Source organism: Bacillus pfraonensis, assembly GCF_050768835.1.
GTDB lineage: Bacteria > Bacillota > Bacilli > Bacillales > Bacillaceae_G > Bacillus_A > Bacillus_A pfraonensis.
The window spans coordinates 98228-122533 of the sequence record NZ_JAHCDO010000019.1; the positions used below are offsets into that span (position 1 = coordinate 98228).

Consider the following 24306-nt stretch of genomic DNA (forward strand, 5'->3'; position numbering starts at 1 on the left):
GGAGCCCATTTGGCTCCTGTTTTTTAATCATTATTTGTCGAGCGATCGATATCCTATGTGGAATCGCTGATATATTTTAATTTGCGTCGATAAAATTTTTATTTACTATTTTGTTTCCTTTTGAAATGTATATGGAATAGATGCTTTTAATAATGATTCAATTCCCCCATCATAATATGGAAAGCGTGTGTTCGCTATTTTAACATCGACCCATTCTATTACTGAAATCTCATCTGCATCTTGCACAGCAATATTCCCATCTATCACATTGGCGTGAAAAGTAATCAACAATGCATGGTTACCTACCTCAGTAAAAAATTTTTCATTTATTGCAGCAATCCCTTGTATCTCTACAGTTAATCCCGTTTCTTCTTTTACCTCTCTTACAGCTGCAGCTTCTAATGTTTCTCCTTTTTCCACTGCTCCTCCTGGCAATGACCAAGCATCTTGTTCAACATTATGTACCATTAATACTTGGTCCTTTTCTTGATTATAAATTAATGAATATACAACATCGACTCTTTTCATATGTATTCCCTCCTATTATATTTTTTACGTATCTAATTCTGGTTCAATTTTCGATAAAATGAAACTTTAATGCCCACACCAATCAAGCTTTTATGGGCAGCCCGCCCCCACCTATCTTGCTTATCTCTCTCTGAATAATGAAAAATTTTTAGAAATCGTTTTGGGTATATTAAGAAAGAATTCTACTATCAAATATATTTGAAAGGATGTTTCATTTGTCCACAAAAAAGGATGAACAATATACGGATGTTACAGCCGCTGAAGCAAGACATGAATATGTCATTCCCGAAGAGTTTCCCGAGGGTCCTTACGGTTCTTCCATTAACAGAAAGTTAGGAAAATCGACTCCTTGGGAGAAAGATCAAAAAACACATAAAGCATTTAGTTACGAATATGAAAAACAATATGAAGAAACAGAGCAGCAATATCCTGAAGCTAGCACTGAACCAAGAAGCGTAGATACGAATAAGGTAAAATCTATATAACGAGAAACCTTATTTCTTCTCTAGACTATGTTTAGATATGCTGACAAAAAGAACCGATTCAATTGAATCGGTTCCCTTCATTAACTAAGCACTAGCTCAGCTGTTAACTTTTTTTTTAACTTTGCTAGCATATCTGCTGTCATTTTATCTAAATCATACTCCGCTTTAAAGCCCCACTCTTCTTTTGCTGCTGTCGCATCGATTGAGTTTGGCCAACTATCAGCAATGATTTGACGAGCTGGATCTACAGCGTAATCCATTGTAAACGTCGGAATGTGCTTACGGATTGCTGCTGAAATTTGTTCTGGTTCGAAGCTCATTGCTGTAATGTTGAAAGCATTGCGATGGACCAGTTTACTTGAATCAGCTTCCATTAATGAAATAATCGCTTGCAAGGCATCAGGCATGTACATCATATCCATGTACGTACCTTCTGCAATGTATGAGGTGTAAGTACCATTTTTAATTGCTTCATAATAAATTTCAACGGCATAATCCGTTGTACCGCCTCCTGGAGGAGCTACGTAAGAAATTAAACCTGGGAAACGAACCCCGCGCGTATCAACACCAAATTTTTGATGATAATAATCACATAATAATTCTCCTGCTACTTTGTTTACCCCATACATTGTAGTCGGACGCTGAATTGTATCTTGCGGTGTATTATCTTTTGGTGTTGTTGGACCAAATGCACCGATAGAACTTGGCGTGAAAAATTTACAGTCAAGTTCACGTGCTGCTTCTAATGCATTTACAAGTCCGCCCATATTTAAATTCCAAGCAAATAGCGGATTCTTTTCTGCAGTCGCTGAAAGTAAAGCTGCTAAATGAATAATTGTATCTACTTCATTACGTTTCGCAATGTCGTGTAGTTTCTGACCATCGGTTACATCTAACGTTTCAAATGGACCAGATTTTACGACATCACTATCCGTCTCGCGAATATCTGTTGCAATAACGTTTGATGCGCCGTATACATCACGAAGTTTCATTACAAGTTCAGAACCAATTTGCCCTAAAGAACCGGTTACTAGAATTTTTTTCATTTTTCCCACTCCTCATTTGCAAGCTTTCAAAAGATGTAAGTTAAATAATTCCCATTTCTTTACCCACTTTTTCATACGTACGAATCGCTTCATCCAGCATTTCTTTCGTATGAGCCGCTGTTGGCATATTACGAACACGACCTGTTCCTTTTGCTACAGTCGGGAATACGATCGATTTTGCATAAACACCTTCTTCATTTAGACGTTTACTGAACTCTTGTGTTAATACTTCATCGCCAATGATACAAGGTGTGATTGGTGTTTCGCTTTCTCCAATGTTGAAGCCAAGCTCTTTTAAACCTTGTTTTAAATAGCGACCATTTTCCCATAAGCGGTCATGTAATTCCGTGCTTTCCATTAAAATTTCAATTGATCTCATACAAGCCGCTGCATCTGCTGGTGTTAGCGCTGTCGAGAATAAGAATGGACGTGAACGAACTTTTAGCCAATCAATTAAATTTTGCTTTCCTGCTACATATCCGCCAACTACCCCAATTGCTTTTGATAATGTACCGATTTGGAAATCTACTTTATCGGAAAGGCCGAAATGTTTTACAGTACCTGCCCCTTTTCCAAGTACACCTGAACCATGTGCATCATCCACATATGTCATTAAATCTAACTCTTCTGCAATTTCAACAATTTCTGGTAGTTTCGCAACATCACCATCCATTGAGAAGACACCATCTGTAATAACCATCAATTTATTGTAAAGGCCTGATTCCTTGGCCTCAGTTGCTTTTTTGCGTAAGTCTTCCATATCAGAATGTTTATAAACAATAATTTTTGCTTTTGATAAACGACTACCGTCAATAATAGACGCATGGTTTAATTCATCAGAAAGAATTGCATCGTTTTTATCCATAACAGCTGAAATCGCTGCCATATTACAGTTAAATCCTGATTGATATGCAATTGCTGCTTCTGTATGTTTAAACTTGGCAATTGTTTCTTCTAATTTAATATGCAAATCAAGAGTCCCGTTAATTGTACGAACCGCTCCTGCACCAACACCATACTTATGAATCGCACCAATTGCTGCTTCTTGCAGACGATTGTCTGTTGCTAAACCAAGATAATTATTTGAAGATAAGTTAATATATTCTTTCCCGCCAATTGTAATGATTGGTCCATTTGGACTTTCCAGCGGATCGATTACGTTATAAAGCCCCTTTGCTTTTAAATCCTCTAAATTTTCTTCTAAAAAGTTTGCAAGTGTTTTACTAGACATCGTGAAGCCTCCCCATCGTTCATGTAAGCGAATTATTGTCTTAATAATTCCAATAATCCCTCTACTAGCTTAACACGTTTTCAGAATTTATTATAGAAAAATAGTTTAAAGAAAACGCTTACAAATTTTAATTATATAGGATTACATACAAGAAATCTATGATTTACTTCAATTGTTTGATAGAATGAAAAAAATATTTTTAGGAGCTGAGAAAATGGCATTTACAGAATCTGAAGTATATAATAATGACTCTTTTTTTGAACAGTACATGAAGCGTAGATATCGAAAAGATAATCCAAATGAAGTAATTGAAAAACCTGCCTTATTGCAGCTCATCGGGGATATGAAAGAGAAGAACATTCTTGATTTAGGATGCGGTGATGCTAAATTTGGTGTGGAATTATTGCAAAAAGGATGTCTTTCTTACACAGGTATCGAAGGCTCTCACCTTATGTATACAGAAGCTGTAAAACAACTAGAAAATAAAAATGGTACCGTCCATTTTATGAACCTCAAAGACTATACATACCCTCCTTCTACTTTTGATCTCGTTACATCTAGACTCGCCCTTCACTATATTGAAGATCTCGATATGATTTTTAAAAACATCCATCAAACTTTAAAAACCGATGGAACTTTCACATTTAGTGTACAGCATCCCGTTATTACTTCTTCCTTTGAAAGCCTACAATCTGGTGGCAAACGCACAAGTTGGCTCATTGATGATTATTTTAAGAGCGGGAAACGTGTAGAACCGTGGATTGACCAAGAAGTAATCAAATACCATCGTACCATCGAACAATACTTCATTCTTTTACAACAAGCTGGATTTATAATTACAGACTTGCGAGAAGCAACACCACAGCGAAAACATTTTCAAAGCGAAGAAGAAGATACACGCCGATTGCGCATTCCCCTCTTTCTTTTATTTTCTTGCAAAAAAATGAAAAAAGCGATGAAATTTCATCGCTTTTTTCATTTCACTACTTGCGCTACCTGCGGAAGTAAACATCTTCCTCTTCCCTGCGGAATGCACAGCGGTGTTCCAAATAAAGGATCTGTTGTAATTTGACACTCCATGCGGAATACATCACGAACTAGCTTACAGTCAATAATCTCTTCTGGCTTACCTTGCGCATAAATTTGTTTATCTTGAATGGCTACAATATTGTCTGCATAGCGGCAAGCTAAGTTTAAATCATGTAATACCATAACGATTGTTCTTTGTTCTGTTTCATTTAATTCGAATAACAAATCAAGTACTTCAATTTGATGTGTCATATCTAAATAGGTTGTTGGCTCGTCTAACAAAATAATATCTGTATCTTGTGCAAGCGTCATAGCAATCCAAGCACGCTGACGTTGTCCCCCTGAAAGGGCATGAACATCACGTTCAGCAAATTCAGTCATTCCTGTTGCTGCAAGCGCTTTTTGTACCATTTCTTCATCTTTTTCTGACCATTGCTTGAGCCACGTTTGATATGGATAACGCCCTTGTTTTACAAGTTGAAGCACAGTCAGCCCTTCTGGAGCTTGAGGTCCTTGGGGTAAAATTGCCATTTGCCGAGCAATTTGCTTCGTTTGCATATTTTGAATTGCTTTATTATCTAATAAAATATCACCTGATGTCGGTTTTAATAAACGAGCAAGCGAGCGTAATAAAGTTGATTTTCCACAACCGTTAGAGCCGATAAAAATCGAAATTTTTCCTTTTGGGATCTCTAGATTTAACTCATTAATAATAATTGTTTCACCATAAGACAATGTTAGCGTTTTCGTCTCTAATGCTTTTTGCATGTTCATCTCCCTTTACTCCGTTTTCTTAGTAGACAAGAAATCGTTTATGTACTTCTTTACCTTTATGAATTTCGACTTTTATAAAGTAAATAAATAAAATACGGAGCACCGATTGCTGATGTAAATACACCTGCTGGAACTTCAAGAGGAGCAAAGACTGTGCGCCCAATCAAATCAGCAGCAAGTACTAAAATTGCCCCAACAACAGCAGCTACTGGAAGTAGTGCCCCATATAAAGAACCAACTAATCTTCTTGAAATATGCGGTGCCATTAAACCAACAAATCCAATTCCACCTGCAAAAGCAACCGCTCCACCAATTAATGCTGTACTAAGGAGCAAGAGGAAAAAGCGTGACTTCGTTAAACGAATACCAAGTCCGGTAGCAATATCATCACCAAGCTCTTGTGCATTTAAATGTCTCGCTGCTATAAATGCAATCACTGTTAAAATAAGAACCCAAGGTGCTAACACCCCTACATTTTGCCAAGAAGATCCATAAACAGTACCGGTAATCCACACATTCGCTTGACTCGCTTGATAAATTGGTGCTAACAGCATGAATAATGTTGTCGCTGCCTTTGTTAGTGCCCAAAATCCAACACCGATTAAAACAAGACTAATCGCCGATAATCCATCGTTTCTCCATGCGAATAAATATACAAAAAAGGCAACGATGGTTGCACCAATAAAGGCAGCTAGCGGCATATAATGAATGCTTACTGTTAATGCATTATTTTTATCACTAAATAAAGCAAGAAATAGTACAACTGCTACACTTGCACCACCTGTAATCCCAATGATATCAGGAGAAGCAAGCGGATTTCGAACGAGCCCTTGTAAAATACATCCAGCTACAGCAAGAGCTATTCCTACAAGAATTGCAATTAAAATACGCGGCATGCGGAACTTATTTACAACCATATTAGACATCGCATCACCGTTTCCAGTAATTGCTTGCCATACATCATATGGGGCAATCTTCATCTCCCCCATACCTGCGCTTGCAAAAAACAATCCAATTAAAACAATGAATAAACCTAATAAGACGAGACAAGCTCGTTTATACATTAAAAACGAGAGGCCGTCTTTTCCTATACGAAACGGAATATACTTCTTCATTTGCTAAGCCCTCTCTTACGTGCGATATAAATAAAGAATGGTGCACCAATAAATGCTGTCATAACCCCTACTGGTACTTCTTGTGGCATGATCACATATCTCGCTCCAATATCTGCAAGAAGTAATAATATAGCACCTAACAACCCACTATACGGTACTCTCCAGCGATGATCTACGCCAACAAGCGCCCTTGCAAAATGAGGTGTAATAATCCCCACGAATCCAATTGGACCAGCAACTGCAACAGAACCACCTGACAGTAACACAATAATGAGCAATACCAGTGATTTCATCAAAATGGTTCGCTGTCCTAACCCTTTTGCAACATCTTCTCCCATCATTAATGTATTTACTTTTCCTGCCATTAGAAGAGAGGCAATCCATCCTATTAATAAATAAGGAAATACAGACTGTAATATTTCTAACTTTCTCCCCTGCACAGAACCAGCTAACCAAAATAATACTTCTTCCAATGCTTTCTCGTTTAATACGAGCAAACCTTGTGTTAAAGACGAGAATAAAGCACTAATGGCTACCCCTGCCAAAGTCAATTTAAGTGGGGTTGTCCCTTCTTTACCTAAGGAACTAGATGCAAATACAAGTGCTGCAGCAACTGCTGCACCTAAAAAAGCGATCCACGTAAACGCTGACAAAGATGAAATCGAAAAAACAACAATGGCTACAACAATGAAAAAGGCAGCACCTGAGTTTAATCCGATAAAATCTGGAGCAGCAAGTGGATTTTTTGTTAAAGTTTGCATTAAGCAACCAGCGATGGCTAAACTAGCACCGACACTAGCAGCAATTAGCGCACGAGGTAACCGTACGTTTTGAATAATGATATGCTCATTCGAACCATTAAAATGAAAAAAAGCATCCAACGCTAATTTCCCACTTGTATTTGTATATCCAAAAATAATACTTCCCCAAATACAAGCGATAACTGCAATGATTCCAACAAATAGTCCAACCCATTTTGCTTGATTTGTTTTTAATAACATGCAGTGTTTCTCCTTCAATGTATAATGATACGTTGTTAGTGTATTGCAACTTAATTTACGTTGTCAATGATAATAATTATTAATGTCAATTATTTCTATTGACATTATATTTTCAAAACCGTAATATCAATTTCGACAATGAAAATTATTCTCAATATTTAGGGGGATACATAATGAATTTCATCAAACAAAAATCATTTGTATTATTTGTATTCGTGTTATCATTTTCACTTCTTTTAGGGGCATGTGGTAAATCTGATAACAAGGCTGAGCCGAAAAAAGAAGAAAAGAAAGAAATGGTTACTGTAGAACATGCGATGGGCAAAACGGAAGTTCCTGCAAATCCAAAACGTGTTGTTATTTTAACAAATGAAGGAGCAGAAGCTTTACTTACTCTTGGTGTTACACCAGTTGGTGCTGTAAATCCGCCTACTAGCGACTCATGGTATCCACATATGAAAGATAAAATGAAAGATGTAAAATCTGTCGGTAACGAAAGTCAAGTCAATATCGAAGCAATTGCTGCTTTAAAACCTGATTTAATTATCGGCAACAAAATGCGTCAAGAGAAAGTGTACGAGCAGCTAAATGGCATCGCTCCTACTGTCTTTGCAGAAACATTACGTGGTGAATGGAAAGATAATTTTAAATTCTATTCAAAAGCAGTAAATAAAGAAAAAGAAGGCGAAAAAGTATTAGCTGATTACGACAAACGTATCAAAGATATAAAAGGTAAGCTTGGAGATAAAGTAAACCAAGAGATTTCTATGGTACGCTTTATGCCTGGTGACGTTCGTATTTATCATGGCGATACATTCTCTGGGATTATTTTAAAAGAACTTGGTTTCAAACGCCCTGGCGATCAAAACAAAAATGACTTTGCAGAACGTAACGTATCTAAAGAACGCATTCCTGCAATGGATGGCGATATCATCTTCTACTTCACTTACAATCAAGGAAATGAGAAACAGGGTTCTGAATTAGAGAAAGAATATATCAATGATCCTCTATTCAAAAACTTAAATGCTGCAAAAAACAACAAAGTATATCAAGTTGACGATATAATTTGGAATACAGCTGGCGGTGTAATGGCTGCAAACTTAATGCTAGATGACATTGAAAAACGTTTTATAAAATAATACTTTTCTAAAACAGCTTCCCTTTCGGAAGCTGTTTTTATTTCACCTTCACGAAAGTGTCACATTATTTCATTTTGTATTTTTATTCCCTATATGTTATATTATAAAAGTAAATAAAATGTATTTTCTATATACCAGAAAAGTTTTTATAATCTAAATTTTCTGATTTATCATTATTTTGGTTTCTTTTGAAATTCAAATACTACATTTGAAAACGCTTATTATTAATTTTTCAGGGAAAAATACAGTAACGGATAAACACTCAATAGATTATTTAAGAAATTTTCTTGCTATTCCCATATAATTCTATTGACTTCTAAATATTTTGTAAATTAAAATGATTACATAAATATCCGTTATACAGGATTAGGGGGAAACAATATGGATGCAGCTTTAAAAGTAGAAAAAGCTGGAGGGCAACAATCACCAAAAAAACATCCACCTGGATTATATTTGTTGTTCTTAACAGAAATGTGGGAAAGATTTAGTTATTACGGAATGCGTGGTCTTTTAGTTCTTTATTTAACAACAACTGTTGTAAGTGGAGGACTTGGATTTGACAAGGCTTTCGCAGTGCAATTATACGGAATTTTCACAGCTTTAGTATATTTCACACCGATTATTGGTGGATGGTTAACTGACCACTTTATTACAAGACGTCATGCAATTACTCTTGGCGGTATTATCATGGCACTTGGTAACTTTGTACTATTTTCAATGAATACAAAAACTGGACTCTTTTTAGGATTAACACTCTTAGTTATTGGTAATGGATTCTTTAAACCAAATATTTCTACCCTTTTAGGTGAACTATACGGCGAAAATGATTCACGTCGTGATAGTGCTTTCACAATCTTTTACATGGGTATCAACGTAGGAGCTTTCTTTGCACCACTTATTTGTGGTTTCCTAGCAGAAGATTTCTTTAAAACAAGCGTTGATGGCGTTATGGTTATGGGTTATAAATACGGGTTCCTTGCAGCTTGTATCGGTATGATTATCGGTCAAATTTTCTTTAACCTATTAGCTCCACGTTACCTTGGTAAAGCAGGAACAACAGTTGTAGGAAAAAAATCAAAAGATAAAAACGCTGCAGTAGTTGAAAAGAAACCTTTAACAAAACAAGAAAAGAACCGTACTTGGGCGATCGTTATTTTAACTTGCTTCGTTGTTTTCTTCTGGGCAGGTTTCGAACAAGCCGGTAGTTCTTTAACACTATATACAAACACTTTTGTTGATCGTACAATTTTCGGATGGGAAGTTCCAACATCTTGGTTCCAATCTGTTAACCCAGCATTTATCGTACTATTCGCACCATTCGTATCTATGTTATGGATGAAACTATCTAAAACAAAAAATGGCGACTTAAAAGTTCCAACAAAAATGGCACTTGGTATGATTTTACTAGGAATTGGTTATCTTGTTTTAACATTAGCTGTTTTGAAAACTGGAAGTGATGAAGCAAACATTGCTACGAAAGCAAACTTACTATTCATCGTCTTCACATATATGTTCCATACAATTGGTGAATTATTCTTATCACCAATCGGTCTATCAATGGTAAGTGCAATTGCTCCTGTAAAATTAGCATCTCTATTAATGGGAGTATGGTTAGCAGGTTCTGGTATGGCGAACTATCTAGCTGGTGCACTAGCTGCTTTCACACAATCTTTAGGATACCTGGAAGTATTCGCAAGCATTGGTATTATCGTAATTGTACTTGGCTTAGTACTTCTTATGTTCTCTAAAAAAATTGCACGTATGATGGAATAACAAATTCAATACGAAAGGACCCTCAAATATGAGGGTCCTTTCTATTTAACATTTTCCCTATTGTATTTTCACTGATCCTAAAGCTTCTTTTTCTAACAATGGTGAATACGTATCAGTACGACGGTCTCTTAAGAACTGCAATAGATTACGTGCCGCTTTAATTTCTTTCGTATCAATTTTTTGAATTAACACCCCTTCCTCTTCCTCTAAGGAACAAATAATTTCTCCCATTGGATTACTGATAAAACTCCCTCCATAAAAACTCATATCCTTCTCTTTCCCTACTCGATTTACAGCAGCAACAAATACACCATTATGAATACTATGAGCTGAAATAGCTTTTGTCCAAACTGGTTTTGTAGACAACTCTGGATGATCCGGCTCAGAACCGATTGCTGACGGATAAAACAATATTTCTGCACCTTTTAATGTCAAAATTCGTGCTACTTCAGGGAACCATTCATCCCAGCATATCCCGATTCCTATCTTCCCGTACTTTGTACTATATATGGGATAACCCGTATTTCCTGGTGTAAAATAATATTTTTCATGATAATTAGGTCCATCTGGAATATGATTTTTACGTGTTGTCCCTAAATATTTACCATCCGCATCAAACACTGCTGCACTATTAAAATAAATTCCCTGTGCTACCCTTTCATAAAAAGGAACAATTAAAACGACATGTAATTCTTCCGCTAATTTCTGCATCACTTGTAATGCATCATGCTCAAAAGAAATAGCTAATTCATAATTATGAACCGAGACATTTTGAGCAAAGTACTCGGCATGATAAAGCTCTTGTAAACAAACGATTTGGGCACCTTTATCTGCTGCTTCTCTTATCTTCTCAATCGTTTTTTCTATATTTATCTCGATATTCTCCCCACATGCTAATTGAACTAGACCAATTGTAATCGTACTCATTATCCTTTCTCCTCCTAGTATTCATTTTGGACAACTTGTTTTTCAGCCTGGTAGACAACCTTTCCATCTACCATTGTGAAAATAACTGAAGCCTCTTTAATTTCTGTCACAGGCACATCAAATAAATTCCGATCCAATACAACAATATCTGCTAACTTTCCTTCTTCTATTGTTCCAAGTTCATCCTCACGAAATGAAGCATATGCGGGAGCGTATGTATAGGCCCATAAAGCTTCAGCCAAAGAAATTTTCTCCTGCGAATTCCACTCTATTCCTTCATCATCTAACCTTGTTACTGCCCTATAGATTTCCGGTAACGGATTTAATGTAACTACCGGATAATCACTTCCAAATACAAGCATTGCACCTGCATCCATTAATGTTTTCATCAAATAATTGTGCTGCATTCTTTCTAATCCAATTAAATTCTTATATACTTCTCTACTTGTAAGATTAATATGTTCTGGCTGAATAGAAGCAAGCGCCCCTAGTTTTTGGAATCTCTCAATATCGCTTGGATGAATCATTTCAACATGCTCAATTGCATGTCTTGCATCTCTTTTACCATTCCGCATTTGCGCCTCTTCAAAAGCATCTAACGCTAAACGTACAGCTCCATCTCCAATCGCATGAAACCTTACACGAAATCCTTCTTTATCCGCATCGACTGTCCACTTTTTTATTATTTCTGGAGGATAAGTTGTATAGCCGCTTGTCTCTTGAGTACAATATGGTTCTAATAAATATGCTGTATAACTTGTTGTAACACCATCTATAAATTGTTTAAACCCACAAAATTGAACCATATTAGAGTTATATGTTTCATTTAAATGTTTTGCTAATTTTAAATCACCATTCAGAGGAGCCACAAAATGAATTCTTGTTGTTAACTTCCCCTCCTTCTCAAATTCATCGTATAGCTCTGCTTCTTCCACACCCATTTCAGGTATTCTTAATAAATCATGTACAGACGTTACACCGTATTTTGCAGTTTCTATTAAAAAGCTCTGAAGCAACGCTCTATTTCGTTTGGGAGTAAACTGTAATATATTTGTTGCTAACCCTACTGCATTTTCCTTTAAAATCCCTGTTGGCTCGCCATTTTGATCTTTCACAATTTCTCCATACGGCGGATTTTTTGTTCCTCTATGAATCCCCGCCATTTCTAAAGCCTTACTATTTAGCCATGCACAATGAAATTCAGCATGATATAAAAATACTGGTCGGTCTGCAATACATTCATCTAATATATTCCGGTGGGGTTCTTCCTCCGACTCCCACAAATTCTGTTCCCAACTACTTCCAATCACACAAGGTGCATTTTTATTTTCATCAGCATGTTTCTTTACAAGCCTTGCAACTTCCTTAGCTGAACGTGCATGAATAAGCTGTACTCCCTCATTTACTAAGCTCCCTAGCATAAGATGAATATGAAAGTCATGAAACCCAGGCATAATAAGTTGATTTCCAAAATCATAAATCCTTGTGTGCGTATCAACATAATCTTGAATGTTATCTTTTTGAACAAGAGCAATAATTTTATTATCTTTAACCACAATAGAAGCCGGAATAGAAATTTCTTTCGTTCCTGTAAACACAGCATCACTACTTAAAATAACATCTGCTTTTTTCGTCATCATGTTCCTCCTAAATCGATAATTCTTGTCCATCTTCTTTCTGTGATTCATCAAAATTCATTTGTGGTGGTTGAACTCGAAATAATTTCGTTATATAGAGTAAATAAACAATCCCAACAAAGGCCCATATTCCTCCTAGTATCATAGACATCTTATCCAAATCGCTCCATAACTTGAGTGTTATACTCGCACCAATAAACGGAATCACAAAATATAAAATTGTACATTTTAAAGATCTCTGACGCCCTTTAACAAAGTAATGAGCAATAACTGAGATATTTACAAATGTAAATGCAATTAGTGCACCAAAATTAATGAAAGAAGTAATGGTAACAAGGTCGGTAAATAGCGCAGCTAGAGCAAAAATACTCACTAAAATAATATTCTTGATAGGTGTGTGAAAGCGTGGATGTATATAGGCAAAGAATGTCTTCGGCAATACCGAATCCCTTCCCATTGCATATAAGATACGTGAAACACTAGCATGAGAAGTCAAAGCTGAAGTAAAAGAAGTTACTATCATTCCTGCAAGAAATATGGCATTAAATAAATTCCCGCCTATCATTCTCGCAATTTCAGCAGCTGCTGTATCTAGATTTTTAAAAGATGCATAATCCGGATGTATTAAGTGTGCAAGGTAAGAAACAAGAATATAGCAGATACCCGAACAAGCAATTACAAAAAATATTGCTTTTGGAATCGTCTTTTTGGGATTAATCGTTTCTTCTGCGAAAGTTGTTAATGCATCAAAGCCTAAGAAAGATAAACAAAGAACTGCAGCGCCAGAAAATGCAGCTAAAATTGATGATTCAGAATTTATGAATGGTTTTAACGAAAATATAGTTCCTTCTCCATTCCCATTGAGGAGAGAGTTTACACATAATATGCAAAACAGAAACAATACAAAATATTGGAATCCTAAAAAAATCATATTCATTGTGATCGTTAATTTTGTCCCTATAATATTGATTACAGTAACAATGACAATCATTGCAACAATCCATATGCTAGAAGGAATAGAAGGGAAATATTCAGACAGGTAGAGTGCTATTATGAGGAAATTAATCATAGGAATAAACAAATAATCCATTAAAATTATCCAACCAACCATAAAACCTAACCCTGGGCTCAAAGATTTTTGCGTATACGTATAAGCAGATCCAGAAATCGGATAAGCCTTTGTCATTTGTCCGTAACTATAAGCCGTAAACAACATTGCAAATAGGGCAAGTATATACGCGGTTGGTATTACACCTTTAGATAAAGATTCTACAACTCCAAAGGTAGTAAATACAGTTAATGGCGCCATGTAGGCTAGACCTAGTAATACTAACTGAAAAAAATTCAACGAACGTTTTAGTTTCATTTCATTCTTCACTTTTCAACCCCCTTCTTATTGCTACTTACTCTATGCAAATTATGTTCCAATTTGTCATTACATAGAAAAAATCTTGTTTTTTCATGTTTTGCGATGAAAAAACATGAAGACGGGTATTTCAAAAAATATACCAATATGCATAAATTATGAGCTATTGCATACTTCTTATCACTTTTATAAATAAAAAGCGAAAGTTAGCTACTGAAAGCTAACTTTCGCTTTTTATTGCTCTTCTAACGCTGTAACGTCCACTTGCACTGTTTCATGTGGTGTTTTTATATCATGTACATTTGCAATTCCACTTCCCTCATCACAACTTTCAATCCACACTGGTACACCTTGATACGTAACATCAATTCTGCTTGAAGACGACAAAATTTGTTTCACACGCTTTACATCCATTATTTATTCCTCCTTCTATATATTACACCTCCTAGCTTTCCATATTTTCAAAACTCTATTCCACAAAAAAATCCGTGTATTTCTACACAGATTTTCCCATAATATTCAAATTTTATGAAAATAATGTCTTTACAACTTCACTTACTTTCTCATTATGCACTTGATAATATACTTCTAAGCCACGTCTTTCAAAACGAACAACCTTATTTTGCTTTAATTTCGTTAAATGCTGCGAAACAGTCGATTGCGGAATTTCTAATACTTCCTGCAATTGTGTTACGTTACAAGTTCCACGACCCATCAGCTCCATTACTAAGCGAAGGCGGAGCGGGTGAGCTAACGCTCGTAGCATTTGTACATCCTCTTCTGAAATACAACAATCAAATTGATTTTGATTCATAAAGTTCCCCTCATTTTTTCATTTTTATTTTCTCTTTATTTATCTTTATATATTTGTTTTTATATTTCCTGTTACGACACAACTTTATCAACCTAAAATAAAAAAATTATTTCCTCCTTTTATCAACACACAATTAAGGACAAAACCCCTGCTGATTTTGAATATTATACTACACGGTTTAGTGAAAAAGCAAAACATACAGATAGGTATACTTTGCTTCTAAATGCTGATTTATCAACCTTTTTGTTATATTTTTTCACTTACACTACTCCCTGTAATGATATTGTAAAATATTACTCTGAAATGATATGCGAATGTAATCTTTTTAAGTTATTTGACCTATAAAAATCGCCTTGTTACGATGGATATAGTTAAATTTTGGTAAAATAGATAGTTTTTCATAAGTTTCATTAATATTGCACTTGGTTATATAATTATCCAAAACTTCCTATATAAAAGATAAAGGAAAATAAAAATCCCCTTGGATCTTTCGACACATAAGTCACTGCTACGAAAAAAATGACTTGCATTGTTCTCGCTCTAACTTGGTAATGACAGGAAGAAATTCTGACCGCTTCTATACATGGCCGGATCCTCTCTCCCACCTAAATAGAAAGAGTTTGGTTTTATATAGGAATCGTGTACTTTCACATACACGGTTCCTCTTTTTGTCCAGTTTATGAACAAAATGTAGCGGAATTTTTACAGTTGACACTATTATGGAATAATTATACTTTTTTACGTTGACAATAGTGTTGAACAGGAATATACTTAGCAATGTAAATTGATTGTGAATTATTTCACAAATAATGTGAATATATTCACATATTATAGATAGGAGTTGTCATTATTATGAGTACTTGGACACAAATTTATGATCCATTAAACAACATTTGGTTATCAGCACTTGTCGCTGCTCTTCCAATCTTATTCTTTGTTCTTTGTTTAACAGTATTTAAAATCAAAGGATATTTATCAGGACTTTATAGCGTAATTCTAGCAATCATTCTTTCTATATTTGTTTACAAAATGCCTGCAACTATGGCAGTATCATCGGCTGCATTTGGAGTAGCTGCTGGTTTTTATCCAATTTGTACAATCGTTATTGCAGCAATTTTCCTTTACAAATTAACAGTAAAAACTGAACAATTTAACGTTATTCGTGACAGCATCTCCAGTATTACAAATGACCGTCGTCTTCAAGTCTTATTAATCGCTTATTCTTTCGGTGCTTTCTTAGAAGGTGCAGCTGGTTTTGGTGTACCAGTTGCAATTACAGCAGCATTACTTGTAGGTATGGGCTTTAATCCATTAAAAGCAGCGGGTATTTGTTTAGTTGCAAATATTGCTGGTGGCGCAATGGGAGCAATGGGTATTCCAGTTACAGTACCTGCTCAATTAACACAAATGGATGCATTAATTGTTGGTCGTCAAACTGTAACATTATTACCTTTCATCAGCTTTGTATTACCATTCTTACTTGTGGTAATGGTAGACGGTTTCAAAGGAATTAAAGAAACTTGGCAAGGTATCCTTGTAAGTGGTGGTTCTTTTGCTATCACACAATTTGTTGTAACATATTTCCTTGGTGCCGAACTAACTGATATTTTCGCAGCTGTTGTCAGCATGGTTGCATTAGCTTTATTCTTACGCATATGGCAACCAAAATCTTCGGATGAAACTAACGCTGGGCAAGCTGAAAAACATAATTACACAATGAAACAAATTTTATATGCTTGGTCACCATTTGCTTTCTTAACAGCATTCGTAACAATTTTCAATTTAAAAGCAATTAAAGGTTTATTCGCTCCAGATGGCGCATTAGGGAGCTTAGTATGGAACATCCAGGTTCCTGGTTTACACAATCACGTTATTAAAACAACACCAATTGTAAATGCAGATACACCATTTGCAGCAATCTTCAAACTAGATGTATTTTCATCTACAACTACTGCAATTGTACTAGCAATTATCGTATCCTTACTTGTATATCGTGCAAAAGGACAATTGGTTAAGGAACTAACTATTGAAACATTAAAAGAGCTAAAAGCTCCAATTTATACAATTTGTAGTGTAATTGCATTAGCATATGTAACAAACTACTCTGGTATGTCTTCTACTCTTGGACTAGCTTTATCATCTACAGGCAATGCCTTCCCAATCTTATCTCCAATCTTAGGTTGGATCGGCGTATTCTTAACTGGTTCTGTAGTATCAAGTGGTTCATTATTTGCACCACTTCAAGCAGTAACTGCAGCACAATTAGATATCGTACCATCTACACTCGTTGCATTAAACGTAGTCGGCGGTACAATGGCAAAAATGGTTTCACCACAATCCGTAGCGGTTGCATGTGCAGCAGTTGGACTAGTTGGTAAAGAATCTGCTTTATTTAAAACAGCAATGAAATATAGCTTAATCTTCTTAGCTATCATTAGCTTACTTCAACTTAACGCTATATTTAATATCTTTTAAAATAAAAAGGCTGATGACTCGTTCATCAGCCTTTTTATTTTAAAAGTGTGGTGAAAGTCTTCTCCACACTCTATTTTTTATGTCATTCTTTGTTGGAACGTCGATATCCTTTGTCGAATCGCCGATATATAATGAGAAATGGCCGATATATTTGAATTTATGCTGATAAAATTTCATTTACTATTTATCATTACACCCCATACCAAGATCTCTATATTTCATCAGCTTTTTTATTTTTCTCTCTAACCATTCACTAAGATACAGTACTTCACTAATTCCAATTGATTCTTCATCTAACCTTGCGTTAAACTCTAAACTATTTCCATCTAAATCATAAAAATAAACAGCCGCCGACGGCATCCAATCATGTACAATTGGTTCAATTGGTTCTTTTTCAAAACTTTTTCTTAGTCTTATCCCTCTTTCTTGTAACCACTCATTTGCCCTTTTTAAATCTTCTAACGTTACTCCAAAGGCAAAATGATTTGTTTTTATCTTTTCTCCCTCTGCAACTTCCCATATCCCTAACATTTGTTTCTTTTCTCCCACATAGAAAAACGCGCATCTTCTTTCTTCTATTTTATGCGCAAGAACAATTCCTAATCCTTTATAAAATTCAATTGATTTTTCTAACTGCTTGACCTGCACATGCGTTTCATAAATAGATTGAATCATTTTTATTCCTCCTTTTATAGTGAAGTCTTTCCTTCATTATAAAAAGTTTTCCGATTTCAACCACCATCAATAAGGATGAGAATACATCATACCTTTGTATGAAAAAATCCCGATACACAAAGTATCAGGATTTTTTATTTTTTAATAGCGACGCTCCTGCGATCTCAGGATGTGTCATTTCATATGGATCCAAAATAATATCCAACTCTTCAGCTGTTAATACACCATGCTCTAAGCAAAGTTCACGGACTGATTTGCCTGTTTTAATTGCCTCACGTGCAATACTAGAAGCTGCTTCATATCCAATATGAGGGTTCACCGCCGTAATAATACCAACACTTTTCTCAACATATTGTTTTAACAACTCTTCATTTGCAGTAATCCCTTTAATACAGTACTCACGGTATACGCGGAATGCATTATTCATTATACTAATGGATTGAATTAAATTAAATACTAACACTGGCTCCATTACATTTAGTTCTAATTGTCCTGCTTCTGATGCTAAACATATTGTATGATCATTTCCGATCACTTGGAAGGCAACTTGGTTAATAACTTCTGCCATAACTGGATTTACTTTTCCCGGCATAATAGATGATCCAGGTTGACGAGCTGGTAATTGAATTTCAGCTAATCCAACACGTGGACCAGATGCCATAATACGCAAGTCATTTGCAATTTTAGACATATTCATCATGCATACTTTTAAAGCTGCTGATACTTCGGTATACGCATCTGTATTTTGCGTTGCATCCACTAAATGTTCGGCGCCAACAAGCGGAAACCCACTAATGCTGCATAAATGTTTTACAACCTGCTTAATATAAGTTGGATTTGCATTTAAACCTGTTCCAACAGCTGTCGCTCCCATATTTACTTCGTATAAATGTTGACGAGATTGTTTTATTCGCTTTATATCACGTTCAAGCACACGACTATAGGCTTCAAACTCTTGACCAAGTCGAATGGGAACTGCATCTTGCAAATGTGTACGTCCCATTTTAATTACATGATCAAATTCTTTTGCCTTATCAGCAAACGCATGATGAAGTGCATCCATTGTAATAAGAAGCTCTTCTAACATTATAAGCGTCGCAATATGAATTCCTGTCGGAAAAGCATCATTTGTTGATTGTGCCATGTTCACATGTGTATTTGGACTAATTATTGCATAATTTCCCTTTTCATAACCTAATCGTTCTAATGCACGGTTTGCAATAACTTCATTTGTATTCATATTAATGGAAGTTCCTGCCCCGCCTTGAATGGGATCTACAATAAACTGCTCATAAAACTTTCCATCAATAATTTCCTGAGCTGCTTCTACAATTTCTTTCCCAATATTCTCTTGCAAATAACCTGTCTCCATATTTGCAAGTGCCGCAGCTTTTTTAACCATTGCCATTGCTTGAATTAATGACCCATGAATACGATATCCTGTAATAGGAAAATTCTCTACAGCACGTAATGTTTGAACACCATAATAAGCTGCATGTGGCACTTCTTTTTCACCTAAAAAATCTTTTTCTATACGTACGTCTTTCGTTGCTATCATTTTTTATCACCTATACTTTTCATTCTAATCGATGACCTAAAAACATTTTCTATGAAAATATAATTTTGTGAGATATATATTTTCATATCCTTCTTCACTATAGTCACCTTTCTTGAAAGCGCAAACATTATTACTTTTTTACCAAATCACCTATTTAAATTTGAACCGGTGGGAATTCCCCCTTCCCACTGATTTATAAAGGTTAGGCAATTGCTGGATCTTCTTCTTCAACTTTCTTTATTTCCACCCGTTTAATTTGATGCATATCTTTTTCGAGAACTTTGAACATCCAACCATTTGTCTCAATAATATCTCCCTCAGTAATGATTTGTTTTTGCATCATAATCCAACCACCAATTGTGTCTACATCATCAGCAATTAAATGTAAACCGAGCAAGTCATTCACTTCACTAATGAGTACTTTTCCATCAAGGATTTTATATGTTTCACTTATATGTTCAATAGGAGGGTATTCATCTTCATCATATTCATCACGAATTTCACCAACAATTTCCTCCAAAATATCTTCAAGCGTTACAATTCCTGCCGTTCCTCCATATTCATCATATAAAACTGCAAGTGGAATGCGTCTTTTTTGCATTTGCAATAATAAATCATGAATTGGGATGTTTTCCAATACTTCAATAACAGGTCTTGTATAAGGAACAATGGAGCATTCTTCATTTCGACCACCATCCATATAACGAATAAATAAGTCTTTTACATTAACCATCCCAATAATCTCATCTTTATCTTCTCCAAATACAGGATACCTTGTATACTTTTCTTGCCCAATCACTTTGATATGTGTCTCAAACGGTTCATCTTCATATAAACCGACAATTTCAGTACGCGGAACCATAATTTCTTTTGCTATCCGGTTATCGAATTCAAAAATATTATTTACATATTTAAACTCAGCCTGATTGATTTCTCCGCTTTCATAACTCTCTGATAAAATAAGTCTTAATTCCTCTTCTGAATGTGCAACTTCATGCTCAGAAGCTGGGGACAATCCAAATATACCTGTCACCAGGCGAGCAGAACCATTTAGAGTCCAAATAAATGGATACATAATCCGGTAAAAATAAATGAGCGGCCTGGATAGTAATAAGCTTACTTGTTCTGCTTTTTGAATAGCAAATGTTTTTGGTGCTAACTCTCCAATCACAACATGCAAAAATGTAATAACAGCAAATGCAATAATAAAGGAAACTGTACTCGCAATTGTAGGTGAAATTTCAATTTTTAAAAATAACGGCTCTAACAAATGCTTTATTGTCGGTTCACCTAACCATCCTAGTCCTAAAGCTGTAATTGTAATTCCGAGCTGACACGCTGATAAATATTCGTCCAAATTCGAAATCACTTTCTTAGCTGCTAGTGCCCCTCGTTTCTTTTCTCCTACAAGTTGATCAATACGACTACTACGAACTTTTATAATCGCAAATTCGATTGCCACAAAAAAACCAGTTAATGCAATGAGAATAACAACCATGATTAATTTCGCAATTTCCAAAGAACACCTTTAGCTTTTTCTTAGCTAAAGTTACACCTCCTTTTTAAAAGAAGTTTTCTCTCCATCAAAGTAGCTGATTGAATGGAAAACGAATGGAAGCTTCACTTTGTTCTTATTTTCTTCATTTGTCCAAAAGCAAACCTATATAAAATTCCCCAATTTTCAATCCTCATATAATTCTAACGGTAAACCATCCGGATCTTGGAAAAATACAAATCGTCTCCCTGTTATTTCATCAACACGTATTGGTTCCGTATCTACTCCGCATTGATTTAAATGTCTAACTGCCTCTTGTATATCTGTAACTGCAAATGCTAAATGTCTCAGACCAGCTGCTTCTGGAAAACTTTGGCGCTTTGGGGGATTTGGAAATGAAAATAACTCAATTTGATACTGCCCTCCTACACATAAATCTAATTTATAAGAATCCCTTTCTTTCCTGTAAACTTCATTTAACACATTAAATCCTAAAATTTCAGTATAGAAGTTTTTAGATGTTTTGTAGTCAGAACAAATGATTGCAACATGATGCATTCCAGATATATTCACGCTCTACTTCATTCCTCTCTTTACCAAACATGCATATTCTCCCTCGAAATGAAAAACCTATGTAACAGAATATCTCTTTTAGGAGGCTAATTATGCGATTTGTTACTTTTTTTCTCGGTCTTGTTGTTGTTTTCTTTCTTGCCTACATCGCAAGTAATAATAAAAAGCATATTAAATTCAAACCGATTTTCATTATGCTTATTATACAGTTAATTTTAACCTATTTACTACTAAATACAGAAATTGGTCTCATACTCGTAACCATGATTTCTAATTTATTTACGAAATTATTGGACTACGCTGCATCTGGGATAAACTTTGTATTTGGTGGGATTGCAAATAAAGGAGAAATGCCGTTTTTCATCAATGTACTGTTACCAATTGTCTTTATTTCTGTCTTAATTGGTATCTTACAGCACTTCAAAATACTCCCATTCTTTATTCGCTGGATTGGTTTTTTTCTCAGCAAAATAAACGGACTTGGCAAGCTAGAATCTTATAACGCTGTCGCCTCTGCTATTGTAGGTCAATCAGAAGTATTTATTACCGTAAAAAAACAGCTTGCCCAAATTCCCAAACATCGCCTATATACACTTTGCGCTTCCGCTATGTCAACTGTATCCATGTCAATCGTCGGGGCTTATATGACAATGATTGAGCCCAAATATGTAGTAACCGCTCTCGTTTTAAATTTATTTAGTGGTTTTATTATCGTACTCATTATTAATCCATATAAGGTTAAAGAAGAAGAGGATATTTTAGAAATTAAAGGCGAAAAACAAACCTTTTTTGAGATGCTTGGAGAATATATTCTAGATGGATTTCGCGTTGCTATTGTGGTTGGTGCCATGTTGATTGGATTTGTTGCCTTAATTAGCTGTATTAATGATTTATTCCATCTTATTTTTGGAATTACATTTCAACAGTTACTTGGTTATGTTTTCTCTCCTATCGCTTTTCTTATTGGTGTGCCCGGTAACGAAATTGTCACTGCAGGAAGCATTATGGCTACAAAGCTTGTAACGAATGAATTTGTAGCCATGATGGATCTCAGCAAGCTTGCAAATAGCCTCTCTCCTCGTACGGTAGGCATTATTTCCGTTTTTCTTGTATCCTTTGCCAACTTCTCTTCTATCGGAATTATTTCCGGTGCTGTTAAAGGATTAAATGAAGAACAAGGTAATGTTGTTGCTCGTTTCGGTTTAAAACTGTTGTACGGTGCAACACTCGTCAGCATTTTATCTGCAATTATTGTAAGCATTATGCTATAAGGAGGTAAAATTTAATCCTTTCCTTATTCATCCTTTTTGTATACAATACGAATAGATGTCTCATAAATAATCGAGACATCTATTTTTTATACATGTACAACGATATCTAGCGTACAATGTCCTTTATGTGTCTCATTTACACATTATAAGAAATATACAAATTGAATGATTTAAAGGAGAACTAAACAATGAACTCAGACTTAGAAAACAATAATAGAACCTCAAAGAGGCGATTTAAAAAAAGACGCCTACTATGGTTTGTTCTCATTCCGTTACTCATTGTAACAATTGGCGGTGGAAGCTATTCTTTCCACATATACAGTAAAGCAAAATCAATTATAAATAATGCCTATTCTAAACTAGATAGAGGCGATAAATCCGATAAACGAGAAAAAGCTGTTAAGCCGATGACCGATAATGTTTCTGTCCTGATTATGGGGGTTGATGAAAGTGATCTTCGCGAAAAATCTTATGGTAAAGCAACACGCACAGATGCATTATTACTTGCCACAATCAATAAAAATGATAAATCAGTAAAGCTTGTTAGCATACCACGTGACTCACGTGTGTATATTAAATCCCGTGATAAACAAGATAAAATCACACACGCTCACGTATTTGGAGGCGTAGATAGTACAATTGATACAGTTGAGAACTTTTTAAATGTTCCTGTTGACTATTATGTTAAATTTAACTTTAAATCCTTTATAAAAATTGTCGATTCTCTGGGTGGCATCGATGTAGATGTTCCTGTTGAATTTACAGAGCAAAATAGTAAGGACGAACCAGGTGCAATTCACCTTAAAAAAGGACGTCAACATTTAAATGGTGAAGAAGCACTTGCTTTAGCAAGAACTCGTCATATCGATAGCGATTATATGCGCGGTCAGCGCCAACAGCTTATTTTAGAAGCAATTGCTCAAAAAGCGTTATCTATCAACTCCATTAATAAAATTGGTAGCCTATTAGATGCTGTTGATCGTGATTTAAAAACAAACTTAACTTTTGATGACATGATGACAATTACAAAGAACACTATGGGCTCAAACTTAAAAATGGATAAACTGCAAGTAAAAGGTGAAGATAAATATATAGGTGGTACTTACTACTACATTCCGGATAAAAAAAGCGTACAAGATATAACTACAACAGTACAACAACATCTCGGTGTCACGAATAAAACAGAGCACAAAAAATTATAATAAAAAGGCTGCTAGGATTTTTCCAGCAGTCTTTTTATTATAATTTTCAACAAAATACTTCCATTTTCTTACGCAAATAATGACAAAAAGAGACAAATGTTACAGAATTGTAACGTTTTTTATAAAAACATTACACCGATAAGGAAAATAATAGTATACTAGTACATACATAATACTATTTTTATCATTCAT

21 protein-coding genes and 1 pseudogene are annotated in these 24306 nt (G+C 35.2%); 7 read left to right on the forward strand and 15 right to left on the reverse strand.

Annotated features, from left to right (window positions below):
• Positions 1–105: 105 nt before the first annotated feature.
• Positions 106–528 (reverse strand): NUDIX hydrolase, encoded by a 423-nt coding sequence (locus KFD70_RS18935; RefSeq protein WP_336452957.1) that lies wholly within the window; start codon positions 526–528, stop codon positions 106–108.
• Between the two features lie 206 nt (positions 529–734).
• On the opposite strand from KFD70_RS18935, the gene KFD70_RS18940 reads away from it, so the two are divergent.
• Positions 735–1013: a hypothetical protein gene (locus KFD70_RS18940; RefSeq protein WP_336452956.1), complete on the forward strand. Its 279-nt coding sequence runs from the start codon at positions 735–737 to the stop codon at positions 1011–1013.
• Between the two features lie 80 nt (positions 1014–1093).
• Here KFD70_RS18940 and KFD70_RS18945 read toward each other — a convergent pair whose 3' ends face one another.
• Together KFD70_RS18945 and KFD70_RS18950 are read right to left on the reverse strand one after the other, a co-directional pair.
• On the reverse strand, positions 1094–2059 hold the full coding sequence (locus KFD70_RS18945) for an L-threonine 3-dehydrogenase (RefSeq protein WP_336452955.1): 966 nt from the start codon (positions 2057–2059) through the stop codon (positions 1094–1096).
• Between the two features lie 40 nt (positions 2060–2099).
• Positions 2100–3290 carry a glycine C-acetyltransferase gene (locus KFD70_RS18950; RefSeq protein WP_026593913.1) on the reverse strand — a complete coding sequence of 397 codons (1191 nt, stop codon included), beginning with the start codon at positions 3288–3290 and terminating at the stop codon, positions 2100–2102.
• A gap of 214 nt (positions 3291–3504) precedes the next feature.
• Between KFD70_RS18950 and KFD70_RS18955 the strand changes: the two are divergent.
• Positions 3505–4233: pseudogene (locus KFD70_RS18955) on the forward strand (class I SAM-dependent DNA methyltransferase); the annotation flags it as partial.
• Between the two features lie 32 nt (positions 4234–4265).
• On the opposite strand, the gene KFD70_RS18960 reads toward KFD70_RS18955, so the two are convergent.
• Genes KFD70_RS18960 through KFD70_RS18970 form a run of 3 tightly spaced genes read right to left on the reverse strand, consistent with a single transcriptional unit; the run spans position 4266 to position 7209 of the window.
• Entirely contained in the window at positions 4266–5093 is an 828-nt protein-coding gene (locus tag KFD70_RS18960) for an ABC transporter ATP-binding protein (protein ID WP_336452954.1), read from the reverse strand.
• Between the two features lie 56 nt (positions 5094–5149).
• Complete coding sequence (locus KFD70_RS18965) at positions 5150–6208, reverse strand: FecCD family ABC transporter permease (protein ID WP_336452953.1); 1059 nt, start codon at positions 6206–6208, stop codon at positions 5150–5152.
• Positions 6205–7209: a FecCD family ABC transporter permease gene (locus KFD70_RS18970; protein WP_336452952.1), complete on the reverse strand. Its 1005-nt coding sequence runs from the start codon at positions 7207–7209 to the stop codon at positions 6205–6207. The genes KFD70_RS18965 and KFD70_RS18970 overlap by 4 nt, the downstream gene beginning before the upstream one ends.
• 173 nt (positions 7210–7382) lie before the next feature.
• On the opposite strand from KFD70_RS18970, the gene KFD70_RS18975 reads away from it, so the two are divergent.
• Both KFD70_RS18975 and KFD70_RS18980 read left to right on the forward strand, forming a co-directional pair.
• On the forward strand, positions 7383–8348 hold the full coding sequence (locus tag KFD70_RS18975; protein WP_431613281.1) for an ABC transporter substrate-binding protein: 966 nt from the start codon (positions 7383–7385) through the stop codon (positions 8346–8348).
• A gap of 381 nt (positions 8349–8729) precedes the next feature.
• On the forward strand, positions 8730–10121 hold the full coding sequence (locus KFD70_RS18980; RefSeq protein ID WP_336452950.1) for a peptide MFS transporter: 1392 nt from the start codon (positions 8730–8732) through the stop codon (positions 10119–10121).
• A 57-nt stretch (positions 10122–10178) separates the two neighbouring features.
• Here the strand turns inward: KFD70_RS18980 and KFD70_RS18985 are convergent, their stop codons facing one another.
• The 5 genes from KFD70_RS18985 to KFD70_RS19005 all read right to left on the reverse strand — a co-directional run bounded on the left by KFD70_RS18985 (position 10179) and on the right by KFD70_RS19005 (position 14865).
• Entirely contained in the window at positions 10179–11048 is an 870-nt protein-coding gene (locus KFD70_RS18985) for a carbon-nitrogen hydrolase (RefSeq protein WP_336452949.1), read from the reverse strand.
• A gap of 14 nt (positions 11049–11062) precedes the next feature.
• Positions 11063–12685 (reverse strand): amidohydrolase, encoded by a 1623-nt coding sequence (locus KFD70_RS18990; RefSeq protein WP_336452948.1) that lies wholly within the window; start codon positions 12683–12685, stop codon positions 11063–11065.
• 10 nt (positions 12686–12695) lie between these two features.
• Positions 12696–14063, reverse strand: coding sequence for an APC family permease (locus tag KFD70_RS18995; RefSeq protein WP_336452947.1), 1368 nt, complete (start codon positions 14061–14063; stop codon positions 12696–12698).
• 222 nt (positions 14064–14285) lie between these two features.
• A complete protein-coding gene (locus tag KFD70_RS19000) occupies positions 14286–14465 on the reverse strand; it encodes an acid-soluble spore protein H (RefSeq protein ID WP_336452946.1) in 180 nt (59 codons plus the stop codon).
• A 112-nt stretch (positions 14466–14577) separates the two neighbouring features.
• Positions 14578–14865, reverse strand: a complete 288-nt coding sequence (locus KFD70_RS19005) for an ArsR/SmtB family transcription factor (RefSeq protein ID WP_336452945.1) — start codon at positions 14863–14865, stop codon at positions 14578–14580.
• An 852-nt stretch (positions 14866–15717) separates the two neighbouring features.
• Here KFD70_RS19005 and KFD70_RS19010 point away from each other — a divergent pair.
• A complete protein-coding gene (locus KFD70_RS19010) occupies positions 15718–17340 on the forward strand; it encodes a lactate permease LctP family transporter (protein ID WP_336452944.1) in 1623 nt (540 codons plus the stop codon).
• Between the two features lie 180 nt (positions 17341–17520).
• Here KFD70_RS19010 and KFD70_RS19015 read toward each other — a convergent pair whose 3' ends face one another.
• From KFD70_RS19015 to gloA2, 4 genes are all read right to left on the reverse strand, one after another.
• Complete coding sequence (locus tag KFD70_RS19015; protein ID WP_431613282.1) at positions 17521–18015, reverse strand: VOC family protein; 495 nt, start codon at positions 18013–18015, stop codon at positions 17521–17523.
• A gap of 124 nt (positions 18016–18139) precedes the next feature.
• Positions 18140–19573: an aspartate ammonia-lyase gene (gene aspA, locus KFD70_RS19020; RefSeq protein ID WP_336452942.1), complete on the reverse strand. Its 1434-nt coding sequence runs from the start codon at positions 19571–19573 to the stop codon at positions 18140–18142.
• A 202-nt stretch (positions 19574–19775) separates the two neighbouring features.
• Complete coding sequence (locus KFD70_RS19025; protein WP_336452941.1) at positions 19776–21092, reverse strand: hemolysin family protein; 1317 nt, start codon at positions 21090–21092, stop codon at positions 19776–19778.
• Positions 21093–21254: 162 nt separating this feature from the next.
• The gene (gloA2, locus tag KFD70_RS19030) at positions 21255–21641 is read right to left on the reverse strand and encodes an SMU1112c/YaeR family gloxylase I-like metalloprotein (RefSeq protein WP_336452940.1); all 387 of its coding nucleotides are present in this window, start codon (positions 21639–21641) and stop codon (positions 21255–21257) included.
• Between the two features lie 92 nt (positions 21642–21733).
• Here gloA2 and KFD70_RS19035 point away from each other — a divergent pair, with 92 nt between their 5' ends.
• Complete coding sequence (locus tag KFD70_RS19035) at positions 21734–22912, forward strand: NupC/NupG family nucleoside CNT transporter (RefSeq protein WP_336452939.1); 1179 nt, start codon at positions 21734–21736, stop codon at positions 22910–22912.
• Between the two features lie 188 nt (positions 22913–23100).
• The gene (locus KFD70_RS19040; protein ID WP_336452938.1) at positions 23101–24114 is read left to right on the forward strand and encodes an LCP family glycopolymer transferase; all 1014 of its coding nucleotides are present in this window, start codon (positions 23101–23103) and stop codon (positions 24112–24114) included.
• Positions 24115–24306: the final 192 nt, after the last annotated feature.